This window comes from Spongiivirga citrea, from assembly GCF_010671565.1.
Taxonomy (GTDB): Bacteria; Bacteroidota; Bacteroidia; order Flavobacteriales; family Flavobacteriaceae; genus Spongiivirga; species Spongiivirga citrea.
Map to the genome: position 1 here is coordinate 434,318 of NZ_JAABOQ010000005.1, position 18,703 is coordinate 453,020.

11 protein-coding genes are annotated in these 18,703 nt (G+C 37.1%); 7 read left to right on the forward strand and 4 right to left on the reverse strand.

Features of this window, described 5'->3' with window-relative positions; genetic code table 11:
* Window positions 1-154 precede the first annotated feature (154 nt).
* Entirely contained in the window at window positions 155-424 is a 270-nt protein-coding gene (gene rpsO, locus GWK10_RS13955; protein WP_164032994.1) for a 30S ribosomal protein S15, read from the reverse strand.
* A gap of 369 nt (window positions 425-793) precedes the next feature.
* Between rpsO and GWK10_RS13960 the strand changes: the two genes are divergently transcribed.
* Window positions 794-1,657 (forward strand): hypothetical protein, encoded by an 864-nt coding sequence (locus tag GWK10_RS13960; protein WP_164032995.1) that lies wholly within the window; start codon window positions 794-796, stop codon window positions 1,655-1,657.
* 388 nt (window positions 1,658-2,045) lie between these two features.
* On the opposite strand, the gene accD is transcribed toward GWK10_RS13960, so the two are convergent.
* From accD to tamL, 3 genes are read right to left on the reverse strand one after another with little or no spacing between them, the layout of a single operon-like run.
* Window positions 2,046-2,903: an acetyl-CoA carboxylase, carboxyltransferase subunit beta gene (accD, locus tag GWK10_RS13965; protein WP_164032996.1), complete on the reverse strand. Its 858-nt coding sequence runs from the start codon at window positions 2,901-2,903 to the stop codon at window positions 2,046-2,048.
* Window positions 2,904-2,958: 55 nt separating this feature from the next.
* On the reverse strand, window positions 2,959-4,026 hold the full coding sequence (gene fbaA / locus GWK10_RS13970; protein ID WP_164032997.1) for a class II fructose-bisphosphate aldolase: 1,068 nt from the start codon (window positions 4,024-4,026) through the stop codon (window positions 2,959-2,961).
* Window positions 4,027-4,076: 50 nt separating this feature from the next.
* Window positions 4,077-6,632 carry a translocation and assembly module lipoprotein TamL gene (gene tamL / locus GWK10_RS13975; RefSeq protein WP_164032998.1) on the reverse strand — a complete coding sequence of 852 codons (2,556 nt, stop codon included), beginning with the start codon at window positions 6,630-6,632 and terminating at the stop codon, window positions 4,077-4,079.
* A 45-nt stretch (window positions 6,633-6,677) separates the two neighbouring features.
* Here tamL and GWK10_RS13980 point away from each other — a divergent pair, with 45 nt between their 5' ends.
* From GWK10_RS13980 to GWK10_RS14005, 6 genes are all read left to right on the forward strand, one after another.
* Window positions 6,678-7,403: a TrmH family RNA methyltransferase gene (locus tag GWK10_RS13980; RefSeq protein WP_164032999.1), complete on the forward strand. Its 726-nt coding sequence runs from the start codon at window positions 6,678-6,680 to the stop codon at window positions 7,401-7,403.
* A gap of 485 nt (window positions 7,404-7,888) precedes the next feature.
* A complete protein-coding gene (pdhA, locus tag GWK10_RS13985; RefSeq protein WP_164033000.1) occupies window positions 7,889-8,887 on the forward strand; it encodes a pyruvate dehydrogenase (acetyl-transferring) E1 component subunit alpha in 999 nt (332 codons plus the stop codon).
* A 4-nt stretch (window positions 8,888-8,891) separates the two neighbouring features.
* Window positions 8,892-10,547 (forward strand): pyruvate dehydrogenase complex dihydrolipoamide acetyltransferase, encoded by a 1,656-nt coding sequence (locus GWK10_RS13990; protein WP_164033001.1) that lies wholly within the window; start codon window positions 8,892-8,894, stop codon window positions 10,545-10,547.
* A gap of 154 nt (window positions 10,548-10,701) precedes the next feature.
* Entirely contained in the window at window positions 10,702-13,548 is a 2,847-nt protein-coding gene (locus tag GWK10_RS13995) for a sensor histidine kinase (RefSeq protein ID WP_164033002.1), read from the forward strand.
* A gap of 45 nt (window positions 13,549-13,593) precedes the next feature.
* Window positions 13,594-14,214, forward strand: coding sequence for a response regulator transcription factor (locus GWK10_RS14000; RefSeq protein WP_164033003.1), 621 nt, complete (start codon window positions 13,594-13,596; stop codon window positions 14,212-14,214).
* Between the two features lie 146 nt (window positions 14,215-14,360).
* Window positions 14,361-18,644, forward strand: coding sequence for a gliding motility-associated C-terminal domain-containing protein (locus tag GWK10_RS14005; protein WP_164033004.1), 4,284 nt, complete (start codon window positions 14,361-14,363; stop codon window positions 18,642-18,644).
* Window positions 18,645-18,703: the final 59 nt, after the last annotated feature.

Sequence of the window (18,703 nt, forward strand, 5' to 3'; positions counted from 1 at the left end):
GCCTTTCCTGGACGGGCAGGGTTGTGTTGTAGTTGTGTGCGAACTCGTCGCGAGACCAATGAAAAACTCGAAAAAAGCTTTTTCCTTAAAAATACCTAACCTAAGTTGGGCAACTATATAAAATAAAAAAAGAGGCAGCGAGGCCTCTTTTTTCTTATTTTCTTAATCCTAATTCTTTCACTATGGCACGATATCTCATGATATCTTTCTTTGCCAAGTAATCTAGCAATGAGCGACGCTTACCTACTAGCTTTACTAACGAACGCTCAGTATTAAAATCTTTATGATTTTTTTTCAAGTGTCCAGTTAAGTGATTAATTCTGTGCGTAAATAACGCAATTTGACCTTCTGCCGAACCGGTGTCACTTCCTGACTTTCCGTGCTTTGCGAAAATCTCTTCTTTTACTTCTTTTGTTAAGTACATGCTAATATTTATGTAAATGATTATTATGTATTGATACGTTTTTCGTACCAGCGTGCAAAGATATCATTATAAATAAGAATTAAAAAATAAGAATTAAAAAAAATGATTTGGGTGCTTCCCTCCTTGGCTTTTCGTTGCACTTTAAGCTCCAGAGGGTCGGGCTTTAAGTTCATACTTCTCGGTCTTGCTTATGGTAACCCCTGTGGGGTAACCACTGCAATCCCTAACGCGAAAATAGTCATTGCAACAATTGGCAAAGCACCTTAATAAAAGCATCAAGTTTGTAACTAAATTCATTTTTTTTAACACAATATTAAACCTTTTTATTTCTGTCAAGTCATAGTAGCATTAACATTAAACCTTTTAATTATGAGATCAAATCTAAAAATGCATGCTTACTTATGGGTCATAGGAAGTATGCTATTGGTTACAAGTTGTAACAAAGACGAAACAGTTACCGATGAATTATCGGTTGAAAAACTAACCATTGAAGAAGTAAGTCTTAGTGACGAAGCAGATGCCATGTCGGAAGATGTCTTAAATGTAGTAGACGATGTGTATGCTTCTGATGAGGCCGCAGCTACAGGAAAAGGCTATATTTCGGATTTTTTACCTGATTGTGTAACTGTAACAACGGTTGAAACCAGCACAAGCATTGAAAAAACCATCGATTTTGGTGATGGTTGTGAACTTCGTGGAGGAAACGTACTAGCCGGTATTATTAATCTTAGTTATTCAAAAGACCTGACAGCCGCATCGAAGACAATGAGTGTTGCATTTGAAAATTTCACTTTTAATGATGTTGCGATTGAGGGAAGTAAAGTAGTAACTAGGGTTAGAAGTAACGAAAATGGAAATCCGCAAGGAAATGTAACCAGAGATATTACTGCGACTTGGCCAGATGGAACATCGGCAGTTTTAGGCGGATCGAAAACTCGTGAATGGATAGAAGGATTTGGAACCGGATTTTGGGGTGATAATGTGTTCTTAATTACGGGTAATTGGACCTTTACCAATCGCAACGGGTTTACATATGAAAAAGAAGTACTTACGCCTTTGCGAAGAGAATGGGCTTGCCGATTTATTGTAAGTGGGGTATTGCAAATTACGCGTCAGGATCAATCAGCTAATTTAGATTTTGGAGACGGCACTTGCGATGCTTTTGGAACACTTACATATCCTGACGGTACTAGCGAAGAAGTAAGATTAAGACGATTTAACCTCGGGAATTAAGAAGGGTGATTGTTCGTATCATTTTTAAGTTGACTTTATGAATGGTATTATAAACCGAGGCAAGTCCGCTCTTTGTTAGTCAAAAGGCATTGCTGCAATTGTGGTTATGCCTTTGCTGACATTGAGAATAAAAAAGTCCACCTTGACCTAAGGTGGACTTTCTACTAAACAACATGACTATAGCAACAAGCTATAATGCGTCTTCATATCAAATTAATTTGTGTTTCGGGTTAGCTATTTTGATAACGCTAAAATATATAATTAATTCGATTAATAGATAAAAAGTATTAAATAATCGATAAAAAACATAAAAATTAACATTAGGATATAATGCGAAAAACCTCAACTTATACAGTTGAGGTTTTTTCTATAAAGTCAGAATTATAACTTACTCACGAAGAGGTAGATTTCCGATTAAGTCAATATACTGATTGATCTTATTTTTTAATTCCTTTCTATGTGATATGAAATCTAAGAAGCCATGTTCTAACAAAAACTCCGATGTTTGAAATCCGTCTGGTAGGTCTTGACCTGTAGTGTCTTTTACTACACGAGGTCCTGCAAAACCAATTAATGCTCCAGGCTCAGCAATATTAATATCACCTAACATCGCAAATGAAGCTGTTGTACCGCCTGTAGTAGGATCAGTACACAACGAGATATAAGGAATTTTAGCATCTGCTAATTGTGCTAACTTGGCCGAAGTTTTTGCCAACTGCATTAAAGACAATGCCGCTTCCATCATTCGGGCACCTCCAGATTTTGATATAATAATTAACGGAATGTTATTTTTTAATGAGTGATCTGCAGCACGAGCAATCTTTTCTCCAACTACCGATCCCATCGATCCACCAATAAATGCAAAATCCATACAAGCGATGACAACATCCCGCCCTTTTGATTTTCCTACAGCGCAACGAACCGCATCATTTAAGTTGGTTTTGTCTTTTGCTGCTTTTAAACGATCTGTATATTTTTTAGTGTCGGTAAACTTCAACGGATCTTTGGAATACAGTTTCTCATCTAACTCTTTAAACTTATTGTCGTCAAATAAGATTTCAAAATACTCTTTACTACCAATGCGAACATGGTAACCATCTTCAGGACTAACATAAAAATTCTTTGCCAGCTCTTCTGAATCGACTACCTTACCTGTTGGCGATTTGTACCACAGACCTTCAGGGACATCTTTTTTGTCCTCGGTCGCTGTTTGTATACCTTTTTCTTTTCGTTTAAACCAAGCCATATAAAAAAAATTAAAGCTGACGTTGTTTAAAACATCAGCTTTTAATAGTATTACTTTATAATGTATTCACGTTATTAAGGTCTTCAAATGCCTTTTTTAAACGCTCTACAAATGTCTTTTCTCCTTCACGTAGCCAAACGCGCGGATCGTAATATTTCTTGTTCGGCACATCGTCCCCATCAGGATTGCCAATTTGCTTTGTTAAGTAGTCCGCTTTGCTGCCCATATAATCTCTTACACCCGACATAAATGCGTACTGCATATCAGTATCAATATTCATTTTGATTACACCGTAACCAATAGCTTCTCTAATTTCTTCAACTGTAGAACCGGACCCACCGTGAAAAACGAAATCTATAGAGTTATGTGGTACACCATACTTTTCTGAAATAAATTCTTGAGAATTCTTTAAAATCTTCGGAGTCAATTTTACATTCCCTGGCTTATAAACACCATGAACGTTTCCAAAAGCAGCAGCAATAGTAAATTTAGGACTAACCTTCATTAGCTCCTCATATGCGTATGCTACCTCTTCTGGTTGTGTGTATAGTTTTGAGTCATCAACATCGGTATTATCTACACCATCTTCTTCGCCTCCAGTAATACCTAACTCGATTTCTAATGTCATATCCATTTTGCTCATACGCTCTAAATAGCGCTTGCAAATTTCAATATTCTCTTCTAATGGCTCTTCCGAAAGGTCGATCATGTGAGAACTATATAAAGGAATTCCGTTTTGCTTGTAAAACGCCTCACTTGCATCTAACAAACCATCAATCCAAGGCAATAATTTTTTTGCGCAGTGGTCTGTATGCAAAATAACAGGAACGCCATATTCTTTGGCTAACAAGTGAACATGGTGCGCGCCAGCTACGGATCCAGCAATAGCCGCTTTCTGATCTTCGTTTGATAAGCCTTTACCTGCGTTAAATTGAGCACCTCCGTTAGAGAATTGAATAATTACGGGAGAATTTAAAGCTGCTGCAGTTTCTAAAACACCATTGATAGTGTCTGAACCAATAACATTGACTGCTGGTAATGCGAATTGTTTTTCTTTGGCAAGTTTGAAAATTTCTTGAACCTGATCTCCGGTTGCTACTCCGGGTTTAATGTTGTGCCCCATTTAAAGTTTTTTGTGGTTGTTATAAGAGGACAAATGTAATAATAATCACCCTAAAATGGATAGTTAATACCAATATTATATACCGCATTGCTAAAATTGAAGTTGCGAAACCAGCGGTCGTTTTCTGGCAGCGCTGGGTCGTAAGTTTTAAAGCCGGTATCTAATCGCAGTACTAAAAACCCAAAATCATAACGTATCCCAAATCCGCTACCCAAGGCGAGGTCTTTAAGAGATGAGAAGCCGTTAAATTGTGCAGCTTCATCAGGAGTATCGTCAAAAACATTCCAGATGTTTCCGGCATCCGCAAAAAATGCACCATTCACTTTTCCAAATAGTTTAAAACGATATTCTAAGTTAGCAGCGAGTTTTAAGTTTGCTTCGTTAAACTCATTCGGGCTACCAGAACTACCTGGTCCTAGTGAGTAGGCCTGCCACGCACGATTATCATTTGAACCACCACCAAAATAACTTCTAGCGAATGGGATGTTAGACGAATTTCCGTATGGAATTGCTACACCAGCAAAAGTTCTAAAAGCTAATGCATCATTTGCTGATAATTGCCAATATTTTATATAATCTATTTCTGTTTTTGCATATTGGGTGAAAGCAACATCAAATACCTTTGCTTGGTCGCCATCTTTTTCAAAATTGAAGGCCCCTGAAACTGCAGAGAGTAAGTTTCCAGCGAACTCTATCTTCGTTCTAAACTGAGAAAAGTTATTGTCTAAAAATCCTTGTCGATTGTTTTTGGTGAAGGTGTAGCTCGAGGCGAAAATCAAGTTGTTTTGCGTAAGACGCTCTTTACGCTCTAAGATGTTTCGTACATCATTTTCTTCTGCCACTGAAAGTGCAGTACTGCCATTAACAACATCATCAATAAAACTATCGGTACCCGATGGGATGATCAAATTACCATCAGTATTTAATTGATCTGGATTTACCAAGCCAATATTATCCTGCGCAATGCCATTTAGCTCATTATATGAATTTCGATATACTTCAAAATAATTATTAATATTCTTGTTATTTACAAACTGAATATTAATAAGGTCGAGCGCGTGTGATTTTATGGTCGAGGCCTCCCAGTTATACCTTAATATACCTGTAAAATTTTGTCGGTCTAGCCCAATATTCTCTTGCAAACTAACACCCAGAGATATTTGTGTAGTTGGCAACATATATTTAGGGATGATCTTTTCGGTATTAAAGGGAAAAAAGAATCTCGGAAAATCTAATTTCAAGTCACCACCAACTTCCGATATATTAAAAAACCGATTGTCATTGTTTGCAGGATCATTAGTCGATCCTAAGGTTCCGCTTAGCGATAATTGGAGTGTTTCTGCCCCTCGAAAAACATTTCGTGCCGTAAAATCGAGTCCGGCCGAAATACCAAAATCCTGAATGTCAGAATGCGAAAATTCAATTTTAGGTCTTATAGAAAATCGTTTTCTAGGAATAAGAAAAATATTTGCCTCAAGATCGGTGTCAGAATCACCTATATATTCATACTCAATATTAGGATAGCGAAAGGTCTGTAATTTATTAAACGATCTGTTAGTTTGTACCCTAGCCTTATCACTATAAATATCATTAGGTATAATAAAGGTAGCGTCAGTAAGTGCTTTGGGTCTAAATTTTAATTCGCCTGAAGAATATACATGATAATTACTGTTGACAATGCTGTCACTTGCTGTTTCTCGTTCGCTTATCGATTTATTGTCGGTAAAAATATTCACTCGCCTTATAGTGTGTACTTTGTAAGGCCTTGTTTCTCCATCTGCGGCATCCCTAACCGAGCCATCAGAAATATATAATTCTGTTGGCATTAAATAATCATCGTGTTCAGGTATGGTATCACGTTCAGGGTAAAAGTGGATAGAGTTTTTCTGAAAAGTAAAAAAACCACTATTTCTAAAAAGCTCATTCAATCGGGATTGCTCTCTAACAAAATCACTGTTTTTATATTGTTTGCCTTGTTGTACAAAGGCTTTGTCTTTGTGTAATTGATAAACGGAATCAAGCTGCTGCGATTCAATAGTAACTGTGATAGAATCTATAAAATATGGGTTTCCAGTAGTTATACTATAAAAGATTTCAGCACGCTGCGGTTTCTTTCCTTTTATTAAAGAGTCGGTCACTACATTATTAAAGTAGCCATTACTATCATAGTAAGATTTTATCTTTTTTCTTGTTTTCTCTGTTTTTGATTCGTCTATAATAGCAGGCGCTTCTCCGGTTTCTCGCAGCCAGCGATTAAACCCCATTGCATAATTGCCAATTTCATTAATCTGTTTTTTAGAGTAACGTCTAAACAATCTTTTTTTGCGCTTTTCGTTACTGTTAACCCAAGCTTTGAAAATAGAATCACGATTGTCACGCGCTAGATTAAAAATGTGAAGTCGAACAGGTGTACCAAGTAATTTACTATTTGGTGTTTGGTAGAAAAGACTTTCAATGGCATCGTCTTTTATTTTTTTACCATTTTCTATAATGGTATTATCAGTAAGGAGTAGTTCTTCCTCACCAACTTTTTTAATGGTATTACAAGAAAAGAATAGGATACTAATTACAATTAATACTCCTATTTTTGTGATGCCTAGCTTCAATATTTTACGTAAAAGAAATAACCCGTTCAAAAATACACTATTTGTATGTTACCCAAAAGCCGGTATAAGTTAATAGCGAGTTTACAGCAAAAAAAGTACCGAACTAAAAATGGGCTTTTCGTAGCCGAGGGTTTAAAGGTAATTAATGAGTTGATACGATCGCGATATAAGCTCTCTTATATATGTACTACAGTTGTTGATGATTTAGATTTTAATGCTGATGAAATTTTTGAAATCACCGATGCTGAGTTGCGAAAAATAAGCTTTTTGAAAACTCCAAATAAGGCACTGGCTGTTTTTGAAATTCCCCAGGAAGCTAAAATCGATACGAAAGGACTTACGTTAGTGCTTGACGATGTGCGGGATCCAGGTAATTTAGGAACAATTATTCGCCTTTGCGACTGGTTTGGTATTAAGCAACTTGTTTGCAGTGATAATACTGTTGATTGTTACAACCCGAAAGTAGTACAAGCAACTATGGGTTCGATTGCTAGAGTAGATGTCATATATACGAATCTTCCTCAGTTTTTAGAAGCAGAAAGTCGACCCATATATGCATCTGTAATGAACGGAGAGTCTATTTATAAAGGCGATTTGCCAGAAGACGCAATTCTAATAATGGGCAATGAAGCGAATGGAATTTCCTCTGAAATTCAACAAAAATCAACGCACCTAGTCACCATACCACGCTTTGGAAAATTACAGCAAACCGAAAGTTTAAATGTAGCAATGGCGACATCTATTTTGTTGAATGAATTTAGACGTCCATAGTTGAATTCGTTTTGAATAAATGAAAGCTTTTGACAACTAACTTTTTGTCCTTTTGCCGAATAGTCGGGCAGCATAGATCTGGCCCGAACTTATCCCTTAAAGGAGATTTTCGAATTTATAAAAAGAGTAAGAAAAGTCTCCTCTTGAGGGGAGATTTAGAGGGGTGTTCACCATGAATTGAATTTAACCTACTTAAATAGCGAGGTTTTAGGTCTAGATCGGACACCCATCCCCAACCCTTCCCTCTAGGGAAGGGAGCAAGCTGCTATTTTTTGGAAAACAGTCTTTTGAAGAGGGATTTAGGGAGCTATTCTTAATTAAACAGAACTCACCCTATTCGAATTCTCATTGAGAAATATGAAATTAAAACGACCTTTTTTATCAATCTAACAAAACCGAACTACCCTTTTTTGGTTAATCAATTATATAGTATTTTTGTTATTCGCACTTTTCACAAATTGACAAGTACAAAATCGATCAACTGAATGAAAAAAATTACGAAACAAACATATCTGAAATGGTACGAGGATATGTTGTTATGGAGGAAATTTGAAGACAAGCTAGCAGCAGTTTATATACAACAAAAAGTACGCGGATTTCTGCATTTATATAATGGTCAGGAAGCAGTTCTTGCAGGGGCTTTACATGCAATGGAATTGGGTAAAGATCGTATGATTACAGCCTACCGTAATCACGTTCAGCCAATTGGTATGGGGGTCGATCCTCGTCGAGTAATGGCTGAGTTATATGGCAAGGCAACAGGTACTTCTCATGGTCTTGGTGGGTCGATGCATATTTTTTCAAAAGAAAAACGTTTTCACGGTGGTCACGGTATCGTTGGTGGACAAATTCCGTTAGGTGCTGGTATGGCATTTGGTGATAAGTATAATAATAGTGATGCGGTTACCTTGTGTTATTTTGGTGACGGTGCGGCAAGACAAGGTTCATTACATGAGTCGTTCAACTTGGCGATGTTATGGAACTTGCCTGTAGTATTTATTTGTGAAAACAATGGTTATGCCATGGGTACTTCTGTTGCTCGTACTGCAAACCATGAAGATATTTGGAAGCTAGGTCTTGGATATGAAATGCCTAGCGAACCTTGTGATGGAATGGATCCTGTTGCGGTTGCCAAAGCAATGGATAAAGCCATTTCGAGAGCACGAAAAGGTGGTGGGCCAACTTTCCTAGAAATGAAAACCTATAGATATAGAGGGCACTCAATGTCCGATGCGCAAAAGTATCGTACAAAAGATGAGGTTGAAGAATACAAGAAAATAGATCCGATCACTCAAGTTTTAGATGTGATTAAATCAAAAAAATATGCAACTCAAAAGCAGATTGATGAAATTGATGCTAGAGTAAAGGCTTTGGTAAAAGAATGCGAGCAATTTGCTGAAGATTCACCATTCCCAGAAAAGGAGTTGATGTACGATGCAGTATACGAACAAAAAGATTATCCATTTATACCTCATAAACTCTAATTAAATGGCACAGATAGTAAATATGCCCAGACTAAGTGACACCATGGAAGAAGGTGTTGTTGCTAAGTGGTTAAAAAAAGTCGGAGATAAGGTTGAAGAAGGAGACATCCTTGCGGAAATTGAAACTGACAAGGCGACGATGGAGTTCGAATCTTTTAATGAAGGTGTGTTATTGCACATTGGCGTTCAAGAGGGAGAAACGGCACCCGTAGATACACTGTTGGCCATTTTGGGAGATAAGGGAGAAGATATTTCGGCATTGCTAAGCGGCGGTGCTGCAAACGGAAAAGCAGAAGCTGCTCCAGCTAAAGAAGCTCCAAAACAAGAAACTAAAGAAGAAACTGCTCCAGTAGCAAGTTCTGGTTCTTCGGAATTACCCGAAGGTGTAAAAGTGATCACAATGCCTCGACTTTCTGATACTATGGAAGAAGGTACTGTGGCCACTTGGTTAAAAAAAGTTGGAGATAAGGTTGAAGAAGGAGATATCCTTGCCGAAATAGAGACCGATAAAGCGACAATGGAATTTGAGTCCTTTAATGAAGGTACTTTATTATTCGTTGGATTAAAGGAGGGTGAGACTGCACCAGTTGATAGCGTTTTAGCAATAATTGGTCCTGCAGGCACTGATGTTTCTGGAATAGCAGCTAATTTTTCTAAAGGAGGTCATGGAGTTTCAAACGGAAAAGAAGCAGAAGCACCAAAAGCAGGAGCTGCTCCAGTTGTAGAAACTACACCAGCAAAAACAGAAGAAAAAAGATCAGCACCAGTTGCAACAGTCTCTTCAAACGGACGCATTTTTGCATCGCCATTAGCTAAGAAATTAGCCGAAGAAAAAGGCATTAATCTTGCTGAAGTTCAAGGTACAGGGGATCATGGACGAATTATAAAGGCAGATATAGAGAACTTCACACCCTCAAGTGCTGCTCCGGTTTCATCTGGAAGCGCTTCAGGTATAGGCACATTTGTTCCAGCAGGCGAGGAGTCTTTCGAAGAGGTGAAAAATTCACAAATGCGCAAGGCTATTGCAAAAAGCTTATCCGCATCAAAATTCACTGCGCCAGAGTATTATTTGACGGTAGAGTTAGATATGACCAATGCAATGGCCTCTAGAAAGCAAATGAATGCATTGCCGGATACTAAAATATCATTCAATGATATGGTGGTTAAAGCATGCGCAATGGCATTAAGAAAACACCCGCAAGTAAATACAGTATGGGCTGATGATGCTACCAAATATGCTAAGCATATTAGTATAGGTGTTGCAGTAGCAGTACCCGACGGATTAGTTGTTCCAGTAGTGAAGTTTACTGATCACCTTACATTAAGTCAAATTGGTGCACAAGTAAAAGATCTAGCGGGAAAAGCAAGAGATAAGAAGTTGTCACTTGAAGAAATGCAAGGCAGTACTTTTACGGTTTCTAATCTTGGTATGTTTGGTATTACAGAATTTACTTCAATTATCAATCAGCCAAACTCGGCGATTTTATCGGTAGGTACGATCGTACAAAAGCCAGTTGTAAAAGACGGCGAAATTGTAGTTGGAAATACAATGAAAGTTACACTTGCTTGCGACCATCGAACTGTTGATGGTGCAACAGGAGCACAGTTCTTACAAACATTAAAGTCGTATATTGAGAATCCGGTGACGATGTTGGTGTAATTTCTGGCTTATAAAAAAATATAAACCTTCTCTTAGGTTTTATAAACCCCAAGTTGATGCTTGGGGTTTCTTTTTCCCCAGTAAAATACCTACATGATCTATGTAGGTAGTGGTTTTATGTCTTTTTGTATATTCCAACTCATATTGTTTGCCGTTGAGACATTTAATTTATCCTTTTCTTTTTTCCTTTTTTATAGTGTTTTCCCAGGAAAAGGGAATCCATTATACTACAGCTGATGGTTTACCTCATGATATCACGTATGGTATTTATCAGGATACGGAAGGATATTTATGGATCGGTACAGACAATGGTTTAGCCAAGTTTGATGGGCAGAAATTCAAGGTATTTACAACCAATGAAGGACTCCGAACGAACTATGTTATTGACATAGCGCAGAACGAAAACGGTACTCTGGGCATAGCTTCCTGGGGAGGTGGAGTACATTTAATAAAAAACGACTCGGTTTTACTTCCCAAAATACCAAATGATTCTTTAGAGAAGATAAACAATATTGATTTTCATAAGGAAATGATTCTGGTGGAAAATTCAAGTGGTAATTATGTTTATCATAAAACAAATGGAGGTTATCACCGTGAAACTTTAATCGCAAAAATGGCCAATGATGGTAAATATATACTCGAAAGACCAGAAGATTTTGAAAGACCAAATGGTAAAATCGGGACCTTAGACGGAAAGATGGTATTGTTTAATGGTTCTTATTTTGTTGAGTTTAATGACGAAAAATTATATGGCATATACAGCGTGGATGTTGACAGAAAAACCACAGAATTATTTCCTTTTTTAAATGATAAAATTATTCATTCAGTTTCAAAAGTAGGACTAAATGAGTTCGTGGCCAGTCAACGCGATACAGTATACTTTTTTAATAGAGAGTCCATAGAGCATACAGAAGTAATTCCGACCGGTGGTAGGATTATTAAAAAAATCATTAAAACTAGAGACAATGAATACCTTTTGCTTACAAAAGGAGGGAATGGTTTTAAAAGGGCATTTCATTACAATTTGGTGAAAGATACTACGGTTGATTTGTCCATAGGCCTTTCCATAAGTGCTCCAATTTCTGATATTCTTAAGGACCACGAAGGAAATGTTTGGTTAACGACGCATGGTGATGGGGTCTACTGTGTTATTAACCAAGATGTAGACTTCACTTATTTAGATGATTCCCATTTACGGGATGCCACTAATATCAAAGGAATTGTTGAGTTAAATGGAGAAATCTTTGTTTTAACCGCCAACCACCTTTTCTCATTTAGAAATTTTGAAAAAGAAAGTGAGATCAATTTAAAAGGAATGGGTAAACATCTGCTTAAACTAGATGGCGACAAAATATCCATTAATTTCTTAGGTAAAGGAAGTAATTCAGGACACCCATTTTTGATAGAAAATCAGAGTTATAAATCATTTATGGTCGATTCCCTTGATTATATAATACAGGCCGATAGTCTTAAAATCCCTTCTCTTAAAACAAAGGCAATTTATGAGAATAGGATATTGTTTGATGCTGTGTTTTTTAGAGATACACTTTGGTTCGCAACAAGTACTGGACCTAGTTACTATGATTATAAAACCAATAGCTTAATTAACAAGACTATCAATGGAAAAACATTGTCAAGTAAACAAATAAAAAAGTTTTTGAAGCAAAATGATAGCCTGTGGATTGCGACAACAAAAGGACTTGATTTGCTATTTGAAAATAGATTAAAATCCTTTACCACAAAAAACGGATTGATCGATAATCAAGTAAATACTTTATTAATTGATCATAGAAAAGATCTTTGGATTGGTACACAAAAAGGAATTTCCATACTTAAAGAAAACAAGTGTGTTAATATTACTGAAGCCACCGGACTACTATCGCCATATGTAGAAACCTTGCTTGAAGATTCAGATCACAATATCTGGATAGGGGGTAATAAGGGAGTTACAATAATTAACAATAAAACTAGACTAAAGTTGCAATCACCTCCACGACTAATCATTGAGCAAATGAAGAATTCGTTTAGTTACAATGTGATTTCTTATAACAGATCAAATTCATTAGTTACTGAGTATCAAATAGACAATGAGACATGGACTAGGGTCTTAGAGAAAAAGGGAGTACTCGATTTTAGCAAACTTGGTACAGGGGATCATTCATTTAAATTGCGAGCAAAGAAACAAGACGGGGCTTGGAAGTATTCTAAAAGCTATACGTTTTCGGTTACCCTTCCGTGGCAGAAAGATTGGCGATATATCTTACTGCTTACTAGTATCGTATTCATTGGTGTAATTACCATTGTTAGCAAACAGCTTCAAAAAACTAAACAACGCAATAAGTCTCTTCAATTGACTATTGAACGCAAGGAAGAATTAGAAAAAGAACTGAGTAATGTTCGCGAAAACGTGGCAAGAGATTTTCATGATGATCTTGGTAATCGATTAGCACGTATTTCTATTTTTTCAAATCTACTTTCAGCCAATAATAATGATATAGATGAAGGTGATCAAGAATTAATTGGTCAGATTAATACCGATGCTGATTATTTATACAAGGGCACCCGTGATTTTATTTTCTCCTTAAAATCAGAAAGTGATTATTTAGAAGAAGTCATTACTTATCTATCAGATTTTGGCGAAGATTATTTTAGACAGTTTAATATCGACTTTGTTGTTAACAAACGCATCGCTAAAAACACCAAACTTCCCTACTATTGGAGTAAGCAGTTGATCTTTATTTTTAAGGAAGCAATGACCAACGTTGCTAAGCATGCGAAGTGCTCTAAAATTGAATTAAGTTTTAGCTTTAAATCGGATAGATTGATTATAAAGTGCGAGGACAATGGTATTGGTATTCACGAAGAATTATTAGGTTCAAGTCGCGGAATAAATAATATGAAACGGAGAGCAAATAAAATTGGAGGGGAGTTATTGATTCACTCTCTAAAAGAAAAAGGAACCTCAGTAACCTTTAATGGAAAAACTACACTAGTAGTGTAGTACAACTAATTGTGGTAACAATTATTTTTGGCATAACCAAAACTCATGATGCACCGAATTATAATAGTAGAAGATAATGTGCCACTTAGCAAGGGTTTTAAAAAGCATATTGATAAAACAGACGATTATGAGGTGGTAAACATCTATGATAACTGTGAAGATGCTTTGTTAAACCTAAAAGTAGACAAACCAGTAATTGTTTTAATGGATATTGAATTGCCTGGAATGAATGGAGTTGAAGGAACAAAAAAGATCAAGGCAAAATATCCAAATATCAACATTCTTATTGTTACGGTTTATGAAAATTCAGAAACCGTTTTTAATGCGCTTTGCGCTGGAGCTTCTGGTTACTTAACTAAAAATGCAACTCCACAACAAATTACCAATGCTTTAGATGAGGTTATGAAGGGGGGAGCACCCATGAGTATACATATAGCAAAAATGGTGGTACAATCATTTCGAAAAGCACCTGAAAGTATTTTGTCCGATCGTGAAACTGAAGTACTTAGTTTATTGGCATCTGGAAAGAGCTATAAGAGTGTTGCAGACACCATGTTTATTAGCGTTAATACTATTCGCTTTCATGTAAAAAACATTTACGATAAGTTGCAGGTTTGTAGTCGTGAAGATGCCATTAAAAAGGCAAATGATCAAAGGCTTATTTAACTGTTAACTTCTTCCTCTGGAATTAGCTATTGCTAGTATCTCAACTACAACATCTAATAGTATTCTTTAAAATCTACATCATTCATGTAGTCCAACTAACATAGTGGCATAATTACATTTGGCTTGAACATTTAACCAAATAAATTATGAAACGACTTTTAATTGCGTTTATACTGCTATGCAGTTCTTATGGCTATTCCCAAATCATTAATTTTCCGGATGCTAATTTTAAGGCAAGATTAATTGCTTTAGGGGTGGATACCAATACTGATGGCGAAATACAGCAAAGCGAAGCGCTGGTACCTACCGCATTGGATTTAAGTAATCAAAACATTGCCGATGCCACAGGAATCGAATTCTTTACATCGCTAACTACGCTTAGATTTAATGGAAACAACCTAACTAGTATTGATGTTTCATCCAATACAGCTTTGAGGCTTCTTGCAGTAACCGCAAACCCCATTACTACTTTAAATGTCTTTGACAATACGGCTTTGGAGAGTCTTTTCTTTGCAGATTGCACTAATTTATCATCAGTAACTCTTCCCTCTTCAGGATCTAATTTGATAAGTATATCTGGAAGAGATAATACATTACTTACGAGTATTAATCTTACGCCTTATACAAATTTGATTGCTTTTAGTTTGACTGGAGGAGGATTAACAAGTCTGGATGTTTCTTCAAATACGGCATTAACAGCTTTAGTTTGTACCAGTAATGCGCTAACAAGCCTAGATGTATCATCAAATGCAGCACTACAGGTGCTTCAATGCGGAGATAATAACTTAACAAATTTGAGTTTTGCAGTTAATTCCAATCTACAGAATCTCGCATGCGGTGGAAATGCACTCACATCTTTAGATATTTCTTCACTTTCCTTGCTTTCCAGCCTAGATTGTATGGATAATGATTTGTTTAGTTTAAACATAAAGAATGGGAACAATTCAAACTTTAATGCAATGTTTGCCTCTAACAACCCGAATTTAGTTTGTATTCAGGTGGATGACGCAGCCGCAGCCGCAGCCAATACAAATTTTACAAAAGATGCTTTTACAACCTATTCGGACACCAACCCATGTAGCCCTTTTATAAATTTTCCAGATGCCAATATGAAAGCGGCTGTAATTATTAATCCAGGGATAGATATAAACGGTGACGGAGAAGTACAATTTAATGAAGCTGCAAGAGTAACCTCATTAGGTTTGCTTAATGCAAATATTAGTGACGCTACTGGTATCGAAAATTTTACGTCGCTAAGAAATTTAACCATAAAGGACAACCCTGCATTGAATACGTTAGATGTATCTGCACTTTCTTTATTAGAGGTTTTAGATGCGAGTAATAATAGCTTAACAAGTTCAAATTTAATATTACCATCTAGTTCAACGTTAAGAGTACTAAACGTAAGCGACAATAGCTTAACATCTCTTGATGTATCTGGGTTTACCAACTTAGAAGATTTGGACTGTACCAATAATACTATTACCAGTCTTAATATCACTTCTTCTTCAATAATTGATGTATTTGCAAATGCTAACCCCTTAACCAGTTTTGATGTTCCAGCAACAAATACCCTTACGAGATTATATTTGGGTGGTTTTCGGTTAACTAGCTTAGATACTTCTTTGTATACAGGCTTGCAAGAATTAGATTTAGACTTTTCTAGGGTTACCAGTTTAGATGTATCATCAAATACTAATTTAACGTATTTAAGTGTTGGGAATGGCAACTTAGCAGAGTTAAATCTTTCTAATTTAACCAATTCTACAACTATAAATACTTCTGGGAATACAAATTTATCCTGTATTATAGTCAGTGATGTTGCAGTGGCTAATGCCAATACCAATTGGACTAAAGATGCTACAGCAAATTATGCACTTTCATGCGGACCTTCTATTGCTATAAATAACGCACCTGCATCAACTTCTGGTCCATTTACAGTAACGTTTAATATTGATAGAGACGTAACCGGTTTTACTGCTAGTGACGTAGTGTTAACCAATGCCAGTATAAGTGGTTTTACGGCTATTAGTGGTCCTGATGAGTATGAAGCTTTAATTACACCTGTTTCTATTTGCGGTACGAACATTACCATAGATGTGCCAGCTAATGTAATGATAGATGGTTCTAACGCTCCAAACTCAGCGGCAACCCAAGTGACTATTGCAACTGTAGATGATGTTGATCCTATAGCTCTTAGTCAGGATATTACGGTACAATTAGGAGGACGCGGGAATGACATAGCTATAATTACAGGGGCTGACATAGATAATGGGAGTACTGACAACTGTGGGATTGCAAATGTAACAGTAGACAAAACAACTTTTAATTGCACTGAAATTGGAACCAACACGGTAATATTGACAGTTACGGATACCTCTGGAAATATAAATACTACTACAGCTATAGTGACTGTGGAAGATGATAACGACCCAATAGCTATTGCGCAAGATATCACTATACAGTTAGGGGCTAACGGCCAAGCAACAATCACTGCACAAGATATCAATAATGGTAGTTCAGATAATTGTAGTGTGGCCTTATCATTAAGCCAATCGACCTTTGATTGTTCTAATTTGGGAGCTAATACAGTTACTTTAACAGCAACTGACCCCAGTGGTAATACTGATACGGCCACAGCGATTGTGACCATAGAAGATAATCAGCCATTAACCGCGGTTGCTCAAAACATTACTGTACAATTGGATGCTAATGGTCAAGCGACCATTGCACCACAAGATGTCGACAATGGCTCAGGAAGTGGATGCGGTAATATCACTTTAAGTCTGGATACAACAAATTTTGATTGTTCAAACATTGGCCAGAATACGGTAACACTAACAGTCACAGAAGGCCCAAATACAGAAACAGCTACTGCTATTGTAACGGTCGAAGACAGTTTAAATCCCACAGTAGTCACTCAAGATATAGCTATTCAATTAGACACCAACGGTCAGGCCAGTATTACAGCAGCCGATATTGATAATGGTAGCAGTGATAATTGTGGTATAGCCACCCAAACATTAGATATCACCAGTTTTGATTGTTCAAATATAGGAGCCAATACTGTTACACTAACAGTTACAGATACCGAAGGCAATGTAGGTGCAGCAACTGCTATAGTAACGGTTTCAGAAACAGTTGCTCCAACAGCACTCGCTCAAGATATAACGGTTCAACTAGACGGAATGGGTAATGCTAGCATTACAGCTGCTCAAATAGATAATGGATCAACAGATAATTGCTCAGTTACAAATAGAAGTCTCGATACGACAACATTTAGTTGTACAGATCTTGGAGCGAACACCGTAACCTTAACAGTGGAAGATGCTAGCGGAAATACAGATACAGCCACCGCCACGGTAACAGTGGAGGACAACAGTACCCCAACTGCTATTGCTCAAAATATAACGGTGCAGTTGGATACAAACGGACAGGTTACCATACAGGGCTCAGATCTTGATAATGGAAGTACTGATAATTGTACATTGACTTTTACAGTCGATACCAGCACTTTTGACTGTTCTGCTTTAGGAGCTAACACAGTGACTCTTACTGCGACCGATGACTCTGGTAATTCAAGCATCGCCACTGCTACGGTAACAGTCGAAGACACCCTAGCTCCAACAGTGACCACTCAAGATATTACGGTGACTTTAGATGCCAATGGTGATGGGAGCATTGCTCCATCTGATATAAATAACGGTTCTACAGATAATTGTACAGCCGATGCTGATTTGATCTATGCATTAGATACGACCACTTTTGATTGTTCTAATCTAGGAGCCAATACGGTAACACTAACGGTCGCGGATGCAGAAGGAAACACATCAACAGGAACAGCTACTGTAACGGTAACAGAAGACGTAGCCCCAACGGTAGTGACTCAAGACATCACTGTTTCATTAGATACAAATGGACAAGCCAGTATCACTGCAGCCGATATTGATAATGGTTCTACAGATGATTGTAGTGGTATTGCATCAACAAGTTTGGATATTACTGATTTTGATTGTCCCGGTTTAGGTGATGTAACAGTGACCCTAACAGTCACCGATAATGAAGGTAACACAGCCACAGGAACAGCCACTGTAACCATTACTGCAACAGATGAAGATAACAATGGTGTTGCAGATGATTGTGAGAGTAAAGAGATAGTGACTCCACAAGGTTTTTCTCCTAATGGAGATACCATCAACGATACTTGGGTGATCGAGAATATCGATGACTTTCCAAATAGCAAGGTGACAGTTTACAACCGCTGGGGTCAAAAGGTGTTTGAGGCTAATAATTATCAGAATGATTGGGATGGTACTTCTACAGAAGCAGGAAGTGGTAACCGCTTACCAGCGGGTAGTTATCTATATGTAATAGAACTAAACGATCCTGACTTCCCACCTAAACAAGGGTGGATATACATTAACTATTAATCAATCCCCATACAAAGAAGGCGCAGCTGGGTAAATGGTTTTTTCTCTAAAGAGAAACA